At 70.4% G+C, this 17,308-nt stretch carries 10 protein-coding genes; 1 reads left to right on the forward strand and 9 read right to left on the reverse strand.

The features are described 5' to 3' along the window. Nucleotides 1-4: 4 nt before the first annotated feature. Genes OVA15_RS09725 through OVA15_RS09740 form a run of 4 tightly spaced genes read right to left on the reverse strand, consistent with a single transcriptional unit; the run spans nucleotide 5 to nucleotide 4,401 of the window. Nucleotides 5-769, reverse strand: a complete 765-nt coding sequence (locus tag OVA15_RS09725; RefSeq protein WP_268144627.1) for a WecB/TagA/CpsF family glycosyltransferase — start codon at nucleotides 767-769, stop codon at nucleotides 5-7. Beyond that, nucleotides 735-1,868, reverse strand: coding sequence for a hypothetical protein (locus tag OVA15_RS09730; RefSeq protein ID WP_268144628.1), 1,134 nt, complete (start codon nucleotides 1,866-1,868; stop codon nucleotides 735-737). The genes OVA15_RS09725 and OVA15_RS09730 overlap by 35 nt, the downstream gene beginning before the upstream one ends. Further along, a complete protein-coding gene (locus OVA15_RS09735) occupies nucleotides 1,865-2,881 on the reverse strand; it encodes a glycosyltransferase family 4 protein (protein ID WP_268144630.1) in 1,017 nt (338 codons plus the stop codon). The genes OVA15_RS09730 and OVA15_RS09735 overlap by 4 nt, the downstream gene beginning before the upstream one ends. A gap of 53 nt (nucleotides 2,882-2,934) precedes the next feature. Continuing rightward, nucleotides 2,935-4,401, reverse strand: coding sequence for a hypothetical protein (locus tag OVA15_RS09740; protein ID WP_268144632.1), 1,467 nt, complete (start codon nucleotides 4,399-4,401; stop codon nucleotides 2,935-2,937). Nucleotides 4,402-4,743: 342 nt separating this feature from the next. Between OVA15_RS09740 and OVA15_RS09745 the strand changes: the two genes are divergently transcribed. Next, nucleotides 4,744-5,409: a YveK family protein gene (locus OVA15_RS09745; protein WP_268144633.1), complete on the forward strand. Its 666-nt coding sequence runs from the start codon at nucleotides 4,744-4,746 to the stop codon at nucleotides 5,407-5,409. Nucleotides 5,410-5,440: 31 nt separating this feature from the next. Here the strand turns inward: OVA15_RS09745 and OVA15_RS09750 are convergent, their stop codons facing one another. From OVA15_RS09750 to OVA15_RS09770, 5 genes are all read right to left on the reverse strand, one after another. Further along, nucleotides 5,441-6,832: an AMP-binding protein gene (locus OVA15_RS09750; RefSeq protein WP_024289627.1), complete on the reverse strand. Its 1,392-nt coding sequence runs from the start codon at nucleotides 6,830-6,832 to the stop codon at nucleotides 5,441-5,443. A gap of 114 nt (nucleotides 6,833-6,946) precedes the next feature. Beyond that, nucleotides 6,947-8,233 (reverse strand): AMP-binding protein, encoded by a 1,287-nt coding sequence (locus OVA15_RS09755; RefSeq protein WP_268144636.1) that lies wholly within the window; start codon nucleotides 8,231-8,233, stop codon nucleotides 6,947-6,949. Between the two features lie 223 nt (nucleotides 8,234-8,456). Further along, nucleotides 8,457-12,155: a proline dehydrogenase family protein gene (locus OVA15_RS09760; protein ID WP_268144638.1), complete on the reverse strand. Its 3,699-nt coding sequence runs from the start codon at nucleotides 12,153-12,155 to the stop codon at nucleotides 8,457-8,459. A gap of 181 nt (nucleotides 12,156-12,336) precedes the next feature. Beyond that, nucleotides 12,337-14,826 (reverse strand): polysaccharide pyruvyl transferase family protein, encoded by a 2,490-nt coding sequence (locus tag OVA15_RS09765; RefSeq protein ID WP_268144640.1) that lies wholly within the window; start codon nucleotides 14,824-14,826, stop codon nucleotides 12,337-12,339. 64 nt (nucleotides 14,827-14,890) lie between these two features. Further along, the gene (locus OVA15_RS09770) at nucleotides 14,891-16,987 is read right to left on the reverse strand and encodes a glycoside hydrolase family 15 protein (RefSeq protein WP_268144642.1); all 2,097 of its coding nucleotides are present in this window, start codon (nucleotides 16,985-16,987) and stop codon (nucleotides 14,891-14,893) included. Nucleotides 16,988-17,308: the final 321 nt, after the last annotated feature.

A 17,308-nucleotide genomic window follows, 5' to 3' on the forward strand; every position in this document is an offset into this window, starting at 1 on the left:
GCCGTCAGCCGCGGCGCAGCAGCTCCCTGACCAGGTACCAGAGGAACTTCGAGTTGCCGACCGCGTAGCGCTTGAACATCCGCCGCGGCTCCAGCACCAGGCGGAAGAGCCATTCGAGACCGAGGCGCTGGATGATCGCGGGAGCCCGCCGGGTGCGGCCGGCCACGACGTCGAACGAGCCGCCCACCCCCACGCTGAGGCCGACGTTCATGGCCTCGCGGAAGCCGTAGATGAAATCCTCCTTCATGGGCGAGGGCAAAGCCACGAAGAGGATGTCGACGTCGAGCAAGCGGATCGTCTGCGCCATCTCGGCATCCGTCATGTACCGGCGCCAGTAACCGTCGCGGTGTCCCACCACATTCGCCCCGCGGGCGGTGAACTCCCGGCGCACTCGCCCGACGACGTCCTCACGAGCACCGAGCAGGAAGATCCGCTGCCCCTCCCGGGCGGAGAGATCGACCAGGCGGTTCATGACGTCGATCCCCGCCACACGCTGCGGAAGCGGGCGGCCCAGGAGGCGGGCGGCCCACACGACGGCCTGGCCGTCGGCGCTGACGAGCGTCCCCTGGTTGAACTCCTCGAGCTTGGTCGGGTCCTCAATGGCCGCCACGAGCTTGGCGGCGTTGACGGACAGGTGGTTCTGCCCCTTCCCCGTCGCGATCATCTCCCGCAGCCGGTCGATGGTCTGATCCATCGTGAGCGCATCGACGCCCACACCCATCACGTCCGTGCGCTCAGGCGCGACCTCTCGCCGCATCTGATCCGTCATCGGTTCTCCCCCCAGAGTCCCAATCGGCCCGCCGTCCTGACGATGCCGATGAGGCCAGCGCGACAGCCGCGTGGCCCTGATTCCACCGCATGTGCGGAAGCCCCCTGCCTCCGCTGCGGAATCCGCCGTCGCCGCCCTGCAGTCCCAGCAGATGCCGAATCGCGGCCTGCGGGTCCGGGACCGGCCAGCCGCGCTGCGCTGCGCGGGCCAGATACCCGACCGTGGTGGCCACGTTGTGCACATCCGTCGAGACCTGCCGGTCATCCGCCATGTAGAGCGGAAGACCTTCAGGGCTGAGACAGCGGTCCTTCCAGAACTGCGCGCCGCGAGCTGCCGAATCCCCCGATTCGAAGCCCATCTGCTGCAGCGCCCACAGCGAGTCCAGGTTGTAGATCGTGTGGAAGCTGTCGATCCACTCGAGTCCCGGACCCTCACCGTACGGCCAGGAGCCGTCCTCCGCCTGCGCGCGGACCGCCCGGTCCACCGCAGTGCGGATCAGTTCCCTGTCTCCGTCCAGCATCGCCAGCGACTCCGCCGCAAGCAAGGACCCATTGTGCACCAGTCGGTCCGAGGTGGTCGTGTACCGGAAGTAGCCCGATGTGTGGAACTGCCCCTCCAGCCAATCACGGACGTCAGCGCTGACCCGGTCCAGCATCCCCGCCGCGGACAGGGCGCGCAGTGCGAAGGTCACCGCGATGACGTTGGGGCTGCCTGCCGGATAGAAGGCCCAGCGCGTCTGGACGTCGAACTCGTAGCCCCACGGACCCGTCCCGCGCTCCTGGAGGATCCGCTGCGCGAGCTGCCTGGCCGTCTGCTCGTCGCCGGACAGCGATGCAGCCGTCGAGAACAGCGCCATCCCCTTGGTCATGCGCACCGGGGGAACACGCGTGGCGGCGCGCAGGCCACGGCCCAGGCGCTTGTGCCCCTGCACCCAGACTTGGCGAGGAACGCGTCCGCGCAGCACGCGCGCGTACGGCGAGAGCAGCCCGTCGTACGGGTCCGTCCCGGCGTAGTCGCGCTCGCGGGCGAAGGCCATGGCCCGCTCCAGAGCCTCCTCGACCTCCGTCCGCAGCTGCGGATCGAGTCCCTGCGGCGTCATCGCTCATCCCCTTCCACCTCGGCATCGCCCCCGACGACAGCCTCCAGGATGTCGTCGAAGCGCTCCCGGTAGCCGTCCATGCTGTACCCGTTCTCCCAGGTGACGCGGGCGGCGTCACCCATGCGGGTACGCCGCGCGTTGTCGTCCAGCAGCGTCGCCAGCGCCTGCGACAGCGCTTCCGGATCCCCCACCGGGACGAGCATCCCGTTCTCGCCGTCGTCGACGACCTCCGGGACCGCCCCGACGGGCGTGACGACGGGTGCCAGCCCCCACGCCATGCCCTCGAGCAGCGACAGCGGGAGGTTCTCCGCCCGGCTGGGCAGCACCAGGATCTGGGCGCGGCGCAACTGATCCTGCAGGGCCTCCGCGTCCAGCCAGCCCGTGAGCTCGACCCGCTCCGCACGGTCCACGGCGGCCCGGATGGAGCCATCGGGGTCATCGAGATCGCCGGCCAGGACCAGGACGGCATCGCGCCCGGCACTGATCCGGGACCAGGCCTCCAGCAGCTCGGGGGCACCCTTGCCGCGTCCGACCCTCCCGGCGAAGACCAATCGCACCGGCGCTGCGCGCATCGGCAACCGGGATGGCCCAGGGACAGCATTCGGCAGGACCACGATCCGCTCCTGCTGCACGTCGAGATCTCGAACGACGAACTCCGCCCATGTCTCGCCCAGAACAATCACACGTGCCGCCCCGCAGAACATGCTTCGGATAAGCCACCTGAGCGGTCGTGGCTGCGAGCGAAGGAAATCCGTGTAGCCCCCACCATGAAGGTGCAGGACATATGGGCTGTTACGGAGACGCACCAGGCTGGTCAGGATGAGCTTGCGCCAGGTGCTGCCGCGCGAGGCCACCGAGAAGACCTGCACCCGGCTGGCATGCGGCTGCAGACACCTACTTGCTGCGCTGAAGAAGGACTGCAGCCGGCACTGCCAAGGACCAGGAGCGCCTCCTGATTCCCAGAATTCGAGACGAGTGCGTTCAGACGACGTCGCCGCCAGATAGCCGGTCATCACTCCGACTCCACCTGCGGACCCTGGCCCAGGGCCAATGACGGATGCGCTGATCATGAGGCTCCCTTATGCGTCGCTTCCTTGACTGCCCAAGGAGCTACGCGCCGGTTCATTTCCTGAGGGTCTCTGGTTGACTGCGAATCACCGGTTCGCGCCGCCCGACGTCCGCTACGCGGCTCCGCGGTCAGTGCCAGGCACAGACCTGCAACGGCGAACGGCAGCCCGTACATCGGCGGCGACAGGAAGACCGGTGCGACGACCGACTCGATCAGCAGCTGGGCGAACCAGGCCACAGTCACCGCCCCGATCCACTTGCTGTGCCCATCCGTTGCCGAGCGCATCATCCGCCAGCCGGGGACGATGAACATGATCAGCGCCCCCAGATAGCACAGGACGCCCAGGATCCCGGTCTCGGCCAGCGGGGCCGGCCAGAAGGTGTCCGAGAGGAAGCCACCCATATCGCCCTGCCCCAGACCCCAGATCCGCTCGTAGCCCAGATCGGTGTAGATCGGGCTGTAGTTCTCGGAGGCCGTGAAGGAGCCGAAGCGGCCCAGACCCACCCCGAGGGGGAACGCACCGACAGCCAGCAGGAAGCCGTCGATCGTCATCCGGATGCGAGCGACCCGATCCCAGTCGGTCAGGTACTCGGTGAGGGTCCCGTCGATGACGGCCGTCAGGGGCTCCCGCAGGAGAACGAGGCCCACGGGAAGGAGGATCACCGCACTCGTGACGAACAGAGCCCGTGGAAGGGGCAGGACAGCGCGAACGCCCAGGGCCACGGCGATCCCCGCCACGATCGACTTGCGGCGGAAGGCCGCCAGGCAGGCCAGACCGGTGGCGATCAGCAGGACGAAGGTGAGAGGAGTCCTGCGCACCAGCAGGCGGTAGAGGTAGATGGCCAGGAAGGCCAGGGCCATGGTGGTGCCCAGCCCGACCGGGTGGTCGAAGGGCCCGGTCAGGCTCGTGAAGCCTCCGCGCTCGCTGGCCACCTCCGTCCTGCTCACCAAGTCGTTCCACGGGCCCGGAGCCGCGGCGTTGAGCGCGCAGGTGAACAGGATCACCACGATCACCGCAGCGCCGGCTCTGGCGATGCGAGGCAGATCTGCACGACGCCAGTCCAGCTGAGCCACCGCGAAGCCCAGCGCCGGCCCCTTGAGGTACAGCAGGGTCCCCATGAGCGTGATGGACGAGGGCACGGCATGCACCACGCTGCTGATCAGGCCGAAGAGGATGAAGGCGAGCAGGAACCACACCGCGGCGAAGAAGCGCAGCGCATGATGATCGATCAGACGCCGAGCGCAGGCCACGCCCACGGCCAGCACGACGGCGAGCTCATCGCCGTAGTTGAGGATCGAGATGCCGCCCACCGTGCCCACGGTCTGGGAGATCATCGAGTAGACGACGGCAGCCCCGATGGTGGCCTTGGGATGCTCCAGGCAGAGCTTGACCGCCCAGGCGGCGCCGACCAGCAGGACCACGCCGAGGGCACCCCACGACAGGGCTGAGACTGCAGTCTGCATGTGTGCTCCTCCCCCGGGACGGTCCCCGTGCCGTCGAATGCAGAGCGTCGACGCTCCGGATCCCCCGATCCGGTGCCGAGCACCTGCCGCTGCGCCCGACCGCTCCCCAGCGGCGGCACGCATCACGACATGATGGCACGACGTCACGTGCCTCCGGGCAGATGTTCGTTCATGAAGGCTGTTTGTCCACTCAACTGCACGGTTCATGGCCGTATACAGCATGTGCGTCAGATCGGTGACACTACTCTGGGAGACCGGACGGGAGCCTTCGCAGCACTGCAGCACCGTCCACCTCGCTCTGGGGAGAGCGAACGATTCGAATTCAGGGGGAGCAGCAGAATCATGCAGACCAGCAGGCGCACCGAGACCCGGTCCCGCAATCAGGGCGGCGATCCCATGGTCAGAGACGTGTCCGCCGAGCATCTCGGGACGGCGCTGCGGCGGCGCTGGTGGGCCCCGCTCGTGGGCCTGATCCTGGGTCTCGGCATCGCGCTCGGGCTCGCGGCCTCGGAGCCTCCGCAGTACGAGTCGGTCACGACCATGATGGTCCACGCCGGGGCGGACGATGACACCGCCGCCGAGCGTCTGGCCGCCGAGGAGCTGGCGATCTCCCGCACCACGACCTACGAGGCTCTTGGCGAGTCCCTGGTGGTCGCCGAGGAGGCCAAGAGCGATCTCAACACCGACAAGTCGGCCTCGGAGCTGCTCGGCGGCATCACTGTGACGGCCACACCGGCCACCACGGGCCTGGAGATCACGGCCGTGGGCGAGTCGCCGGAGGAGGCGAGCGCCCTGGCGGAGGCCTGGCGCGACGCCCTCACCTCGGTGGTGGCGACCAGCGCCGAGGACGCGCAGGTCAGCATCGAACCGGCGGGCAGCCCCACGACTCCCGAGGATCCCTCTGGCCTGAGCATGACCATGATCGGAGCCATGGGCGCCGCTGTCGGTCTGCTGCTGGGCATCATCGCGGCGGTCGCCACGACTCGCCCGCGTACGGAGCTGCGCTGACGGACCCCGCCGGTCGGGTCGCCACCTGGGCTCAGGCCCAGGTGGCGGTGGCCCCCTCGATGTGCTGGTCCACGAGCCGGTCCTTGCCGTTGGGCGGGATCTCGAGGTTCTCGACCAGCTCGAAGTCCAGCTCCACCTGGCCCTCCGTGCGCCAGCGCATGACCTGGTAGAAGTCCTCGAGCTCCTCGGCTGCGGCATCGGCCGTGGGCTCGACCCGCAGCGTCGCCTTCCCGGGGACGTCCTGCCGGAATCGGAAGCGGCGGATGCACAGGAACTGATGGCCGTGGACGTTCAGGGACGTGGTGGCGAACAGCGAGCCGTCGGCGCGGATCAGTGCCTCACGACCGCGTCGTGAGCGGATGTCCCGGAAGGTCGGCTGCCCCCAGGCATCCGTGCCCACGCGCTCGGCCGAATCGCCGGTGTCATAGCGCAGGAACGGCTGGCCCTGGATCATCAGTCCGGTGGTCACGATGCGGCCGCGCTGCCCCACCTCCACGGGCTGACCGTCCTCCCCCAGCAGCTCCGTGATCCCGTACAGGGGCTCGGAGCGGAAGGTTCCGTCGCGGTCCATGGAGGCGAAGCAGGTCCGCTCGCTGAGGCCGTAGAAGTTGGAGATCCCCGCGTTCGGGAACACCCGCTCGAACGTCTCCTGCTCGCCGGGCGTGAACTCCTCCGAGACCGCCAGGACACCGCGGATCTGGTGGCGCCAATCATCGTCGGGCAGCTGCTCCTCGACCAGACGAGCCATGTAGCTCAGCGCCGACGGATAGCCGTGCAGGTAGCGGATCCCGCGATCGCGCACCCAGCCCCACTGTTCCCGGATGCACTCCGGGCCCAGGGCCTGGACGCGCAGCACCAGCTCGCCGGTGGCGCGCTGGAGGTAGTGGTTGGCGCCTCCGGGCAGATCAGCGGCACCGCGCAGGAACAGGCGCCAGTCGTTGAGCTCATAGCCGGTGGCGCGGTGCCAGGCATCGTAGACATAGGCCCATTCAGCGGCCCCGCGCTCCCGGTCGAGGTGGAAGAGGATCGGGTCGCCGGAGGTGCCGGACGTGGCTGTCAGCTGCACCCGGTCCTCCGGCACCGTGAGCATGCGCAGCGAGTTCTTCGACAGCGCCCCCCGCGTCAGCACAGGCAGTCGCGACAGCCGCTCGAGGGGGTCATCTCCGGCCTCACGGAGTGCCTCATAGCCCGGCTCGGACCCGTAGTAGTCGGTGCCGGCGGCGCTGCTCAGGAGCTGCCCGAGGCGATGCTCGCGCTCGGCCGCCGCCCAGGACGGCACGGTGCGCGCCTTGCGCAGCTCCCGCAGCGACTGCTGGAAGACGGGGCCGTAGCGCAGCGACGGCGGAACTGCACGCACGAACGTCGCCAGCTTCTCCCGCTGCTCGGTCGGCAGGTGGGCCACCTTCTCACGTAACGATCTCAAGCTCTCCCCTTCGAATGAGGTCGCGCCGGGGGTCATCGGATCAGCTGCCCAGAGGCGCGCACCTCTGAGGCGAGGTTACGTGTTCGTCCGCCAATTCTCCATGCGATTGCAGGATCATGACCAGGTGGTTGCCGCCCCCGGAATCTGCTGATCCACCAGACGCTCCTTGCCGTTGGCAGGGACCTCCAGACGGTCCACCACCTCCAGCTCGAGGTCGATGCGATCCCCGATGACCGCCGCCATCGCTCTGTGGAGCTCCTGGATCTGCGCATCGGTGGCACCCGTGGCTGGCTCCACGACGAGTACAGCCTTTCCTCGAACGATCTGGCGGAAACGGAACTTCCGCGCGGCCAACGCTTCATTGCCGTGCAGTGCAACCCCAGCAAGGATCAGGGCGCTGCCGTCATTGCAGATCAGCCCCTCCCGCCTGCGTCGAGAGCGGATCTCGCGGAAGATCGGCTGGCCCCAGGGATCCGTTCCCGTACGCAGCGCCGAGTCACCCGTGTCATAGCGCAGGAAGGGCTGTCCGGTGAGCCGCAGACCGGTGGTGATGATCCTGCCTCGAGCGCCGACCTCGACGGCTCGGCCCTGCTCATCGACCAGCTCGACGACCCCGTAAAGGGGCTCGGGGTGGAAATCGCCGGCGTCGTCCATGACGGCGAAGGCCGTGCGCTCGCTCAGCCCGTAGAAGTTGGCCACTCGCGCCTGCGGGAACACGCGCTGCAGGATCTCCAGCTGGGCCTCTGTGAGCTCCTCCGAGACGGCGAGGATCCCCCGGATCCTGTGCCGCCAGTCATCGTCCGGCAGCTCGGTCTCCACCAGGCGACCCAGGTATGCGATGGCCGATGGCAAGCCGTGCAGATACTGGATCCCGCGCTGCGAGGCCAGCTGCCAGTGCTCCCGGATGAGCTCCGGACGCAGCGCCTGGACCCGCAGCACGACCTCTCCCGTGGACCCCTGGACGAACCAGTCCGCGCCGCCCGGAAGCTCCGCTCCGCGCAGCCGCAGACGCCAGTTGTCGGCCCGATAGCCGGTCCTCCGCTCCCAGGCGCTCAGGACGTAGGCCCATTCGCTGGCGCCCCGGCTTCGGTCGAGCCAGAACACGATGGGCTCCCCCGAGGTCCCGGAGGTCGCGACCCGCTCGAGCTGGGCCTCGGGCACCGTGAGCATCCCGCTGCTGTGCTCCGTCACCGCCTCCCGCGGGAGGATGGGCAGGCGGCTCAGCCGCTCCATCGGCGGCACCGTCGTCTCGTGCAGCGCCTCGTACCCCGCAGCTGAGCCGTAGTAGTCCGTTCCAGCCGCGGCATCCAGCAGCGACTGCAGCCGTCGATCTCGCTCTTCACGCCCCCATGACGGGACCGTCCACGCCTTCCGGATCTCCCGCTGGGTCTGTCGGAACACAGGCCCGAACCTGATCCCTGCAGGCACATGCCGGGCGAATCCGGCGATCCGCTCCCGCTGCTCGGGCGGGAGGTGGGCGATGGTCTCGCGCAATGACATAGCTGCTCCCCTCTGCAATGACCGATCGGGGCGCCGCTGGGCAGCGGCGCCCCGATCGGCCCGTCATCTCATCGTCGGCATTCGATTATCCATGCCTCGAGCAGGCATCCGCCGATCGCGCTCCTCAGCCCATCAGCTCGTCCCGCAGTCGGTGCATGTCGGCGAACCGGTTGCCGAAGCGGTGCAGCGTGATCGACACGGCCTGCTCGTGCAGCATCTCCTGGATCTCCACGCGGGAGGCGCCGACGATCGGGTGCATCATGACCGCCACGTCCGGGGTTGCCCCCAGATCGACCACCAGGTCCGCATCGGTGCCGACGACCTTGATGCGCGCGCCCACGCCGAGCTCGAGCACCTCGGGATCGGCGTCCTCCGAGGCCCGGCCGCCGAAGGGCAGGCGATCGCGCAGCTTCTGCACCGCGGAGCGCTGCTCCTCCGGCTCGGACATCCCGCGGTAGGCGGTGCGGGCGCCGAGCAGGCGTCGGGCCTTGGCCTGGACGCGGAACCGCTCGTCGTCGACGGCGGGCAGCACCTGGGTGAACAGGGCGCGGGCCGCCCGCGGCAGGGCCTCCATGACGGCAGGCGCGGCCGAGAGCGTGACCTCCGAGCCGGAGCGAGCGGCGGCCAGACCCACGCGGATCACGTCGGTGACCGGGGCATCCTCCGCAGCGCGCACCACGATGTCGCGGGCGCGGTAGCGGAAGATGTTGGCCTCGCTGACCAGGCCCGTGGGGTCCTTGGCCACGCCGAACTCGGACTCCCAGGCCCGCTGGTCGGCAGCGGCGCAGGCTCGCAGCCAGGCCAGATCCTCCGCGGGCAGCGCCTCGATCACGTCGGCGTCGCCCAGGACGTCGCGCACCGCGGGCAGCAGCCCCGGCTGGACCTCCACGGAGTTGCCTGCGCGGAAGGCGCCCTTGGTCCAGTGGCCTATCTGCGTGAGGTAGTTCGGACCGCCGGCCTTGGCACCCAGGCCCACCGACGACTTCTTCCAGCCGCCGAAGGGCTGGCGCTGCACGATCGCGCCGGTGATGCCGCGGTTGACGTAGAGGTTGCCGGCCTCCACGCGCTCCAGCCAGGAGCCGACCTCCTGCACGTCCAGGGAGTGGATGCCGGCGGTCAGACCGTACTCCACGGCGTTCTGCCACTCGATCGCCTGGTCCAGGTCCTTGGCGTGCATCAGCCCGAGCACGGGGCCGAAGACCTCGGTCTCGTGGAAGAAGGAGCCGGGCTTCACACCCGTCTTGATCCCCGGGCGCCACAGGCGTCCCGAGTCGTCGAGCTGCTTGGGCTGGAGCAGCCACTTCTCGCCCTCGTCCAGCTGGGTGAGAGCGCGCTTGAGCTTGTCGCCCGGCTTCTCGACCGTGGGGCCGACGATGGCCTGCAGGTTCTCCGGCCAGTCCACGACCATGGACGACGCCGCGTCCAGCAGCTGCTTCTCGTAGCGCTGCGAGGTGGCCACCGAGCCGACCATGATGCCCAGCGAGGCCGCCGAGCACTTCTGCCCGGCGTGGCCGAACGCGCTGGTGACCAGATCCCACACGGCCTGATCGCGGTCCGCTGCCGGAGTGATGATCAGGGCGTTCTTGCCCGACGTCTCGCCGATCACCGGACGGCCGCTGCGCCAGCCGCCGAACAGCTCGGCGGTCTCGTAGGCGCCCGTCAGCACGATGCGGTCCACGCCCGGGTGGCTCACCAGCGCCTTGCCGGTGTCGCCCTCGACGGCGTCCACGAGCTGCAGGACGTCGCGCGGGACGCCCGCCTCCCACAGCGCCTCCATCAGCGCCGCGGAGCAGCGCACGGTCTGCGGCGACGGCTTGTGGATGACGGCGGCGCCGGCGGCCAGGGGGGCGACGGTCGAGCCAGTGGGGATGGCCAGCGGGAAGTTCCACGGCGGGGTGACCAGGTCCAGGACATCGGGCTCGAACTCGGCGCCGTCGACCTGCTCCAGCTCCTCGGCATGGCGGGCGTACCAGCGGCAGAAGTCGATGGCCTCGGAGACCTCGGCGTCCGACTGGGTGAAGGCCTTGCCGGTCTCGGCAGCGGCCACTGCCATGAGGTGTCCGCGGCGCTCGGCCAGCTTGTCGGCAGCGAGGTTGAGGATCTCCGCGCGCTCCCGGGCCCCGCGCTCGCGCCAGCCCTTGGCAGCATTGCGACCGGTCTCCACGATCTCGGCGACATCGTCGAGCTCGAGCGAGTCCGGGGTGGCCAGACCCTGGTACCAGGACCGGTCCGTGATCAGATCCCGCAGCTCGAGCGCCCACTTCTGGTTCGCCGGGATCGAGATGTCGGTGTCCGGCTCGTTGCGGAAGGGCTCGTCGAGCGGCTGATGGCCCTGGTAGCCGCTCTGGCGCCCGGCGGCCTCCTGCGTACGGTCCTGCACGCGGTGCGGGCCCGGGGCCCGCTCGCCGTCCAGGACCATGCCCTCCTCGAGCAGCTGCTCGACGGCGGCGCGGAAGCGGCCCTCCTCGCGGCGGAAGATCTCGTTGCCGGGCTCGATCTCGAAGATCCCCGACATGAAGTTCTCGGACTCGGCATTCTCCTCGAGGCGGCGCACCAGGTAGGCCACGGCGACGTCGAACTCCTCCGGGGCCACGGCGGGGACGTAGTAGAGCACTCCCCCGACGTCCTCGGACACGGCGATCGACTGCTCGGCGGCCATGCCCTGCAGCATCTCGAACTCGATGCGCTCGGAGACCCCGCGCTGCTCGGCGAGCAGCTTGGCGAAGGCGATGTCGAAGATGTTGTGCCCCGCCACGCCCATGCGCATCCCGCGCAGGTGCTCGGGGTCCATGGCCCAGGCCAGGACCCGCTTGTAGTTGGCGTCCGTGGCCTGCTTGGTCGGCATGACGGCCAGCGGCCAGTCGTGCATCTCGGCGTCCACGCGCTCCATGGGCAGGTTGGCGCCCTTGACCAGGCGGACCTTGATCTGCGCGCCGCCCTCGGCCACGCGCCGCTCGCCCCACTCGGACAGGTGCTGCACCGCGCCCAGGGCATCGGGCAGGTAGGCCTGCACGACGATGCCCGCCTCCAGGCTCTTCAGCTCGGGGCGCGAGAGCAGCGTGGTGAAGACCTGGGTGGTCAGGTGCAGGTCCGAGTAGACCTCCATGTCCAGGTTGATGAACTTGGTCCCGGCGGGGGCATCGGCGGCCTTGCGGTACAGCGGCAGCAGGCGCTCGACCACGCGCTCGACGGTCTCGTCGAAGCCCCAGTGCGAGAGCTGCGGGACCACGGAGGAGACCTTGATCGACGCGTAGTCGACGTCGTCGCGGGCCAGGATGCGGTCGACCTCGTCCAGGTGCTTATCGGCCTCGGCGAGGCCCAGGACCTCCTCGCCGAGCGGGTTGATGTTCAGCGAGTCGCCGCGCTGCGTGATGTGCTCGACGGCCTTGCCGAACGGGCCCGGTCGGGAGTCGACCACCAGGTGACCGACCATCTGGCGAAGGCGGCCGCGGGCGATCGGGATGACGACGGCCGGAGCCAGGTGGCTCATGTAGCTGCCGGAGACGATCTGCGAGCGATCCAGCGCGGACAGGGACTTGGGGGCGATGCTCGCGATGCGCTGCAGCGCCCGTGCGGCGGCGACGCTGTCCTCGGTGCGGATGACGCGATCGACGAAGCCGACGGTGAAGTCCAGGCCGCGTGGGTCCTGCAGGATGGCGGAGAGGCGGTCGGCGGCGTCCGAGTCCGCGACTCCCTCTTCGGAGAGCTGCTGGGCCCTGCGGATCCAGGTGGTGGCCTGCTCGACGGCAGGATCGACCAGAGCGGGAAGATCGGCCAGCTCAGCGGGGCCGACCGGGGTGTTGTCGGTGAGGGGGGTGACCATGAGGCGATTCGCTTTCAGGCACGTACTGCGGTGATGACCGTGGCACTCCCACGATCATCGGCCTCGAGTCAGGGTTCGCACGTGGGGATCTTCGCTGCTGGGCCGATTCGGCCATCCTAGGAGACGCACCCCACACTGCGCACACCATGCGTCTGCTGATGAATCTGCCCCGCCAGACGCCTCAGCGGCCCCGGAAGGCCCAGGGTGCGATCCGGCGCAGCACGCGACCGACCCGGCTGCTCAGGGAGTGCTCCTTGATCCGCTGCTCGGCCTCCTGGGTCAGCTCCCGCTGCGCCTGCACGGCCTCCAGGAGCTGACGGTTCTGCTCGAGCATCTGCTGCTGGCCCTCCTGCATCTGCTCGAGCCGCTCGCGCAGATCCTGGATCTCCCGCGCCATCCACAGCGGCAGACCGATCCCGTTCTGATCGGTCCATTCGCGCAGGTGCCGCTCGCGCACCGCAAGATCGTGCTTCTCGTGCAGGGCCTTGCCCGCAAACATCGAGTTGCCGTCCGCGCCGAGCGCGCTGGGGCGCTGATGCCAGAACGCCAGGGGCCGGCCCGGCAGGAAGCCGATCGTCGCGCTCGAGGCGACGCGCAGATTGAACTCCCAGTCCCCGGCGGCCGGCAGGGACTCGTCGAAGCCCCCCACGAGCCCGTGCAGGCTGCGACGGTAGAGGAAGCAGATCGGCACGCCCCGGTTGATGCTCAGCAGCTCGCTGAGGGTGATCGCGCTCTGCTCGGCCCAGAACAGGGCGCGCCCGGTCTCGCGCACGCTCTTCTGGCCGTCGTGGTCGTCGATCTGCTCGTAGACGATCTCCGTGCGGGCCATGACCCCGGCATCTGTGCACGACGGCCGCTCCAGGAACGCGACGGTGCGCTGGAGGAACTGGGGGTCCCAGGTGTCGTCGTCGTCGTGGATCACCACGAACTCACTGTCCGAGGCGGCCACCCCGCGGTTGGAGGCGGCCTCCATGCCGACGCTGCGGCGGTGCGAGAGGATCCGGCAGCGTCCGCGGAAGCGCTCCTCCCGGGCGTCGACGAGGCGCTGCACGGACTCGGGATCGCCGCCGTCGTTGACGATGACCAGCCGCCAGTCGGCCAGGGTCTGGGCCAGGACGTCGTCCAGGGCGCGCTCGAGCAGCAGCGGGCGGTCCTTGGTGCGCATGATGATCGCCACGGAGGCCGCCGAGCCCTCCGCGACCGGCGCCTGCGGATCCGTCCAGTCGCGGCGCAGTGCGCGGGAGAACTCGGTGCCGGCCCCTGCCGCCGGGACCTCCGGCACCTCCGCCGGGCCGGGCAGCGCCCCGGACAGCCCCACCAGGACCCCGTCCCACCAGGCCGCGGCCGTCTCGCGCACAGCGGCCCGACGCGCCAGCAGATCGCTCCAGAACTCCCGGTGGCCCTCCACGGCCTCCTGCGTCCAGCGCTGCGCGGCCTGATGCGTGTCCCATGCGGCCTCGCGCGGGGTGATCAGCGCAGCCAGCGGGACGACCTGCCCGGAGATGCCCCAGGTGCGCAGGGCGCCCTCCATGCGCACCTGGGAGTAGCGGTCCACGGCGATCGGCAGGACGGTCGCACCTCCGGCCAGGCCGAAGACCAGCGGGTGATAGCGCGAGCTCACCACGTAGTCGGCGCTCAGGGTGCGCCGCAGGCTGTCCTCGGCGTCCTCGATCTGACGGTGGGCGGCCGCATGGCGCATCCGGGCGGCCACGAGCCGGTGGAAGGCCTCGTCGCCGTCGTGCTCGCCCGGACGGGCCAGGTGCGGCACGAGCTCCACGGCCCCGCCGGTGCGCTCGACCAGCGCGTCCAGCACGACCGCGTAGACCTCAGCGGCCTCATGCTCCTCGAACGGGCCGGCGCCGGGGGCGAAGGTCGCCACGATCCGCGGGGCGGTGGGATCGGACAGCGCCTGGGCCTCGACGTCCTCCGCAGCAGCGCCCGCGGCCGGGCTGCCCGAAGGGGAGGCCTCAGCTGATGGCGCCTCCGCGAGTGGCTGCGCCGCGGCCGTGGAGCCGCCGGGCGCCGCAGCCTCGCTCTGCGGGGTGTTCCAGGGCGCGGAGAGCACCTCGAGCGCCCAGCCCACCGAGTCGTCGGGGCACGCGCGCAACCCCGGATGCCCGGGGCACAGCTGCTGCGCCAGCGCCAGGGAGTCCGGGTCGCGCAGGCCCACGAGCACCGCGGTCTCGAGCATCTTGGCCAGCACGGGGCGGTCCTGCTCGCTGAGCTCGGGGCCCAGGGTCTGCCCGCTGATGACCACGGGAAGCCCCAGGCTGCGAGCGATCTCGACCACGGCGGCGCGCTCGCTGAGCAGCCAGCCGTAGCGGGAGTTCATGTTGCCGCCGCCGCCGATCAGCAGCGCGTCCACGCCGCGCAGCGCCTCGATCAGCGCGAAGACCTGATCCTCCGGCGGAAGGGCGTCGGTGCGGCCGTCGAGCACCTCGCGGATCTCCCCGAGGTAGCGCGCGCGATCCTCCGGGGGCCAGGGGAAGCGCAGGGTGGGCACCGGCACGACCGACTCGAACCGAGCCGCGGTGTGCTGCGGATCCCGGGTGAGCATCACGGGCTCCTGGATCCCGCGAGCGCGCAGGGCGGCGACGGCGGCGTGGCCCATGGCCTCGTCGCCCACGTGGTAGTCGATCTGTCCGACGTCGACGAGGAGGGCTGCCTGCATGGCGATGATCCTCCCACAGCCGCCTCGGTAGCTGCCGGGCGGCAGCGGCGAGCGCCCGGAGGGCTCAGCCTCCCCGCGTGAGGTCCTGGCCGTCGGCGGTCTCGGGATCCTCCTCGGGGTCGTCGTGCAGCACGGGCGCGGGGCGTCGGCCCTCCGCCTCGTCGAGTGCGGCCAGCGCCTCGATGAGGCTGAGGTGGGAGCCCACGTGCGGCATGTTGCCGAGCATCCGGCCCCCGTGGTCGGGATCGCCGTCGTAGGCGGTCGAGAGCAGCCCCAGATCGGTCGCCCGGCGCAGGACGCCGGCGAGCGTGCGTCGGGCCTCGTCGAGCTGGGAGCTGCGCGCCTGGTAGGCCGCCAGCCACAGCGTCACGCCGAAATGCGGGCTGTCCGGGCCCTCGAAGCCGTCCTGGCCGATCTGCGACTCGAAGTCGGCGGGATCGGAGCCGGGCGGCACGGACACGTTCTGGTAGCGGCGCAGCAGCCCGGACTCGGTGCCGAGCTCCTCGACGATGCGCTGGGCGGTGCGCACCATCCGCTCGTCCTCCCAGTCCACGAAGCCCAGGGAGGGCAGCTGCAGCAGCGAGGCGTCGACGCTCTGGGCGCCGTAGCGCTGCACGAACGTCCCCACGGCGGGGTCGTAGCCCGAGGTCCAGATCTCGAGCGCGAGCTGATCGCGGTGGGTCTCCCAGAGCTGCAGGTCGCCGTCGAGCCCGTGCGTGCGCACGGCCTCCACACCGGCCTGCAGCGCCGCCCACATCATGACCCGCGAGTGCGTGTGGAACTCCCGGTCCCCGCGCATCTCCCAGATGCCCTGGTCCGGCTCCTCGTACGACGCCACGACGTGGCCCAGCAGCGCCTTCTGGATCGGCCAGGACAGCTGATCCTCCTCCAGCCCGCGGCGGCGCAGCCGCTCGAAGGCCACGAGCAGGTAGCCCGCGGTGTCCGACTGCAGCTTCCCGGAGGTCGAGTTGCCCACGCGCACCGGGCGCGAGCGCTCGTAGCCCGGCAGGTCCACCGTGTGCTCGGAGGTCTCCCTCTCGCTGCCCACGCCGTACACGCTCTGGATGTCCTCGGCCGGCCCGGCCACGGAGCGCAGCATCCAGTTGCGCAGCTGCAGGGCCTCGCGGTCGTGGCCGTGCTCGAGCATGACCTGCAGCGCCTGGGCGGCATCGCGCAGCCACGAGTAGCGGGCATCCCAGTTGCGCTCGCCGCCGATCTGCTCCGGCAGCGACATGGACGGCGCCGCCACCAGACCGCCGCTGCGCTGGTGCATGAGCGAGCGCACGACCAGCAGGGACCGGCGCACGGCCTCCTCCCGGTCCTCGAGGCTCAGCAGGGGATCGGGGCCGTCCTCCTCGGCGGCGGCTCCGCCGTAGGTGGGCGCGCCGTCGCCGCCGTCGCTCAGCTCGACCTTCCCCTCTGTCCGCTGCGTGTTCTCCCACTGCTCGTCCCATTCGCGCCAGGTGTCCAGGGCGGTGCGCAGCTCGTCGCCGGCATCGACGGGCGGCGGCGGGGTGCGGTGCGACTCGAAGTGCGTCAGCACCAGGTCCCGGGTCTGACCGGCCGAGACGGTGAAGCGCGAGACGTGGTGCGGGCCGTTGTCGTCATCGATGCGCTCGGCGGGGACCTCGCTGCGCAGGACCATGGCATCGGCACCGGCCAGGGCGATCAGCTCCTCGTCGCCGATCTCCCCGGTCTCGGGGTCCTCCAGGCCGGCGAAGTGCGAGATCCAGGGGGTGATGCGCCCGTAGTCGAAGCGCAGGCGCAGGTCCTGGACCATCTCCACGTCCCCGGTCAGGCCCTCGATCCGCCGGACGACGTTCAGCTGGGTGTCCAGCGGCATGAAGTCGGTGACGCGCACCGAGCCGGTGTCCGTGATCCACACGGTGTGCAGCACGAAGGTGTGCTCGGCGTAGAAGCGATCGCCCACACGGCACTGATCGCGCCACTGCTCCTCGGGCAGATCGCGGCCGTCGTCGTCCACGGTGGCGGACGGCGCCAGCAGCCAGCGGCCGTGGTCGGCATCGCCCAGGATCGCTCCGAAGACCGACGGGGAGTCGTAGCGGGGCACGCACATCCAGTCGATCGAGCCGCGCCGCGAGATCAGCGGCCCGGTCTGCATGTCGGAGAGCAGCGCGTAGTCCTCGAGGGGGGAAGCCATGGCACCAATCTGACATATCCGAGCCCGCTTCGAGCACTCGGCCCGGGTGGAAGGCGCGCGGGGCGGCGGGCTCGACGATCTCCCGGTCATCGAGCAGCCGCCCCGCGGCCCCGCCCGCCCGTCAGGACGCGCGGGCACTCTCCCCGCCCGCGGGGCTCGGTCTCCCGGCCTCGGCCCGCGGCCCGGCCGCCCTGCCCGGGGCGGCCGCTCTCCGCCCGGCGGATGCGGGCGGAGGCCTGTCCGTCGCCTGCCCTTCAGGAACCGACGACGAGTCGTGCACCGCGCCTGCAACGCGCAGGGCGCCGCGGCAGCGGAAGTCTG

The sequence above is a fragment of the Kocuria sp. SL71 genome, from assembly GCF_026672465.1.
Lineage (GTDB): Bacteria > Actinomycetota > Actinomycetes > Actinomycetales > Micrococcaceae > Kocuria > Kocuria palustris.

What these genes read in the sequence shown, in the direction of transcription:
- OVA15_RS09725 (WP_268144627.1), bottom strand. Translation starts at nt 769, where the DNA reads ATGACGGATCAGATGCGGCGAGAGGTCGCGCCTGAGCGCACGGACGTG.
- OVA15_RS09745 (WP_268144633.1), top strand. Translation starts at nt 4,744, where the DNA reads ATGCAGACCAGCAGGCGCACCGAGACCCGGTCCCGCAATCAGGGCGGC.
- OVA15_RS09770 (WP_268144642.1), bottom strand. Translation starts at nt 16,987, where the DNA reads ATGGCTTCCCCCCTCGAGGACTACGCGCTGCTCTCCGACATGCAGACC.
- OVA15_RS09730 (WP_268144628.1), bottom strand. Translation starts at nt 1,868, where the DNA reads ATGACGCCGCAGGGACTCGATCCGCAGCTGCGGACGGAGGTCGAGGAG.
- OVA15_RS09760 (WP_268144638.1), bottom strand. Translation starts at nt 12,155, where the DNA reads ATGGTCACCCCCCTCACCGACAACACCCCGGTCGGCCCCGCTGAGCTG.
- OVA15_RS09735 (WP_268144630.1), bottom strand. Translation starts at nt 2,881, where the DNA reads ATGACCGGCTATCTGGCGGCGACGTCGTCTGAACGCACTCGTCTCGAA.
- OVA15_RS09765 (WP_268144640.1), bottom strand. Translation starts at nt 14,826, where the DNA reads ATGCAGGCAGCCCTCCTCGTCGACGTCGGACAGATCGACTACCACGTG.
- OVA15_RS09740 (WP_268144632.1), bottom strand. Translation starts at nt 4,401, where the DNA reads ATGCAGACTGCAGTCTCAGCCCTGTCGTGGGGTGCCCTCGGCGTGGTC.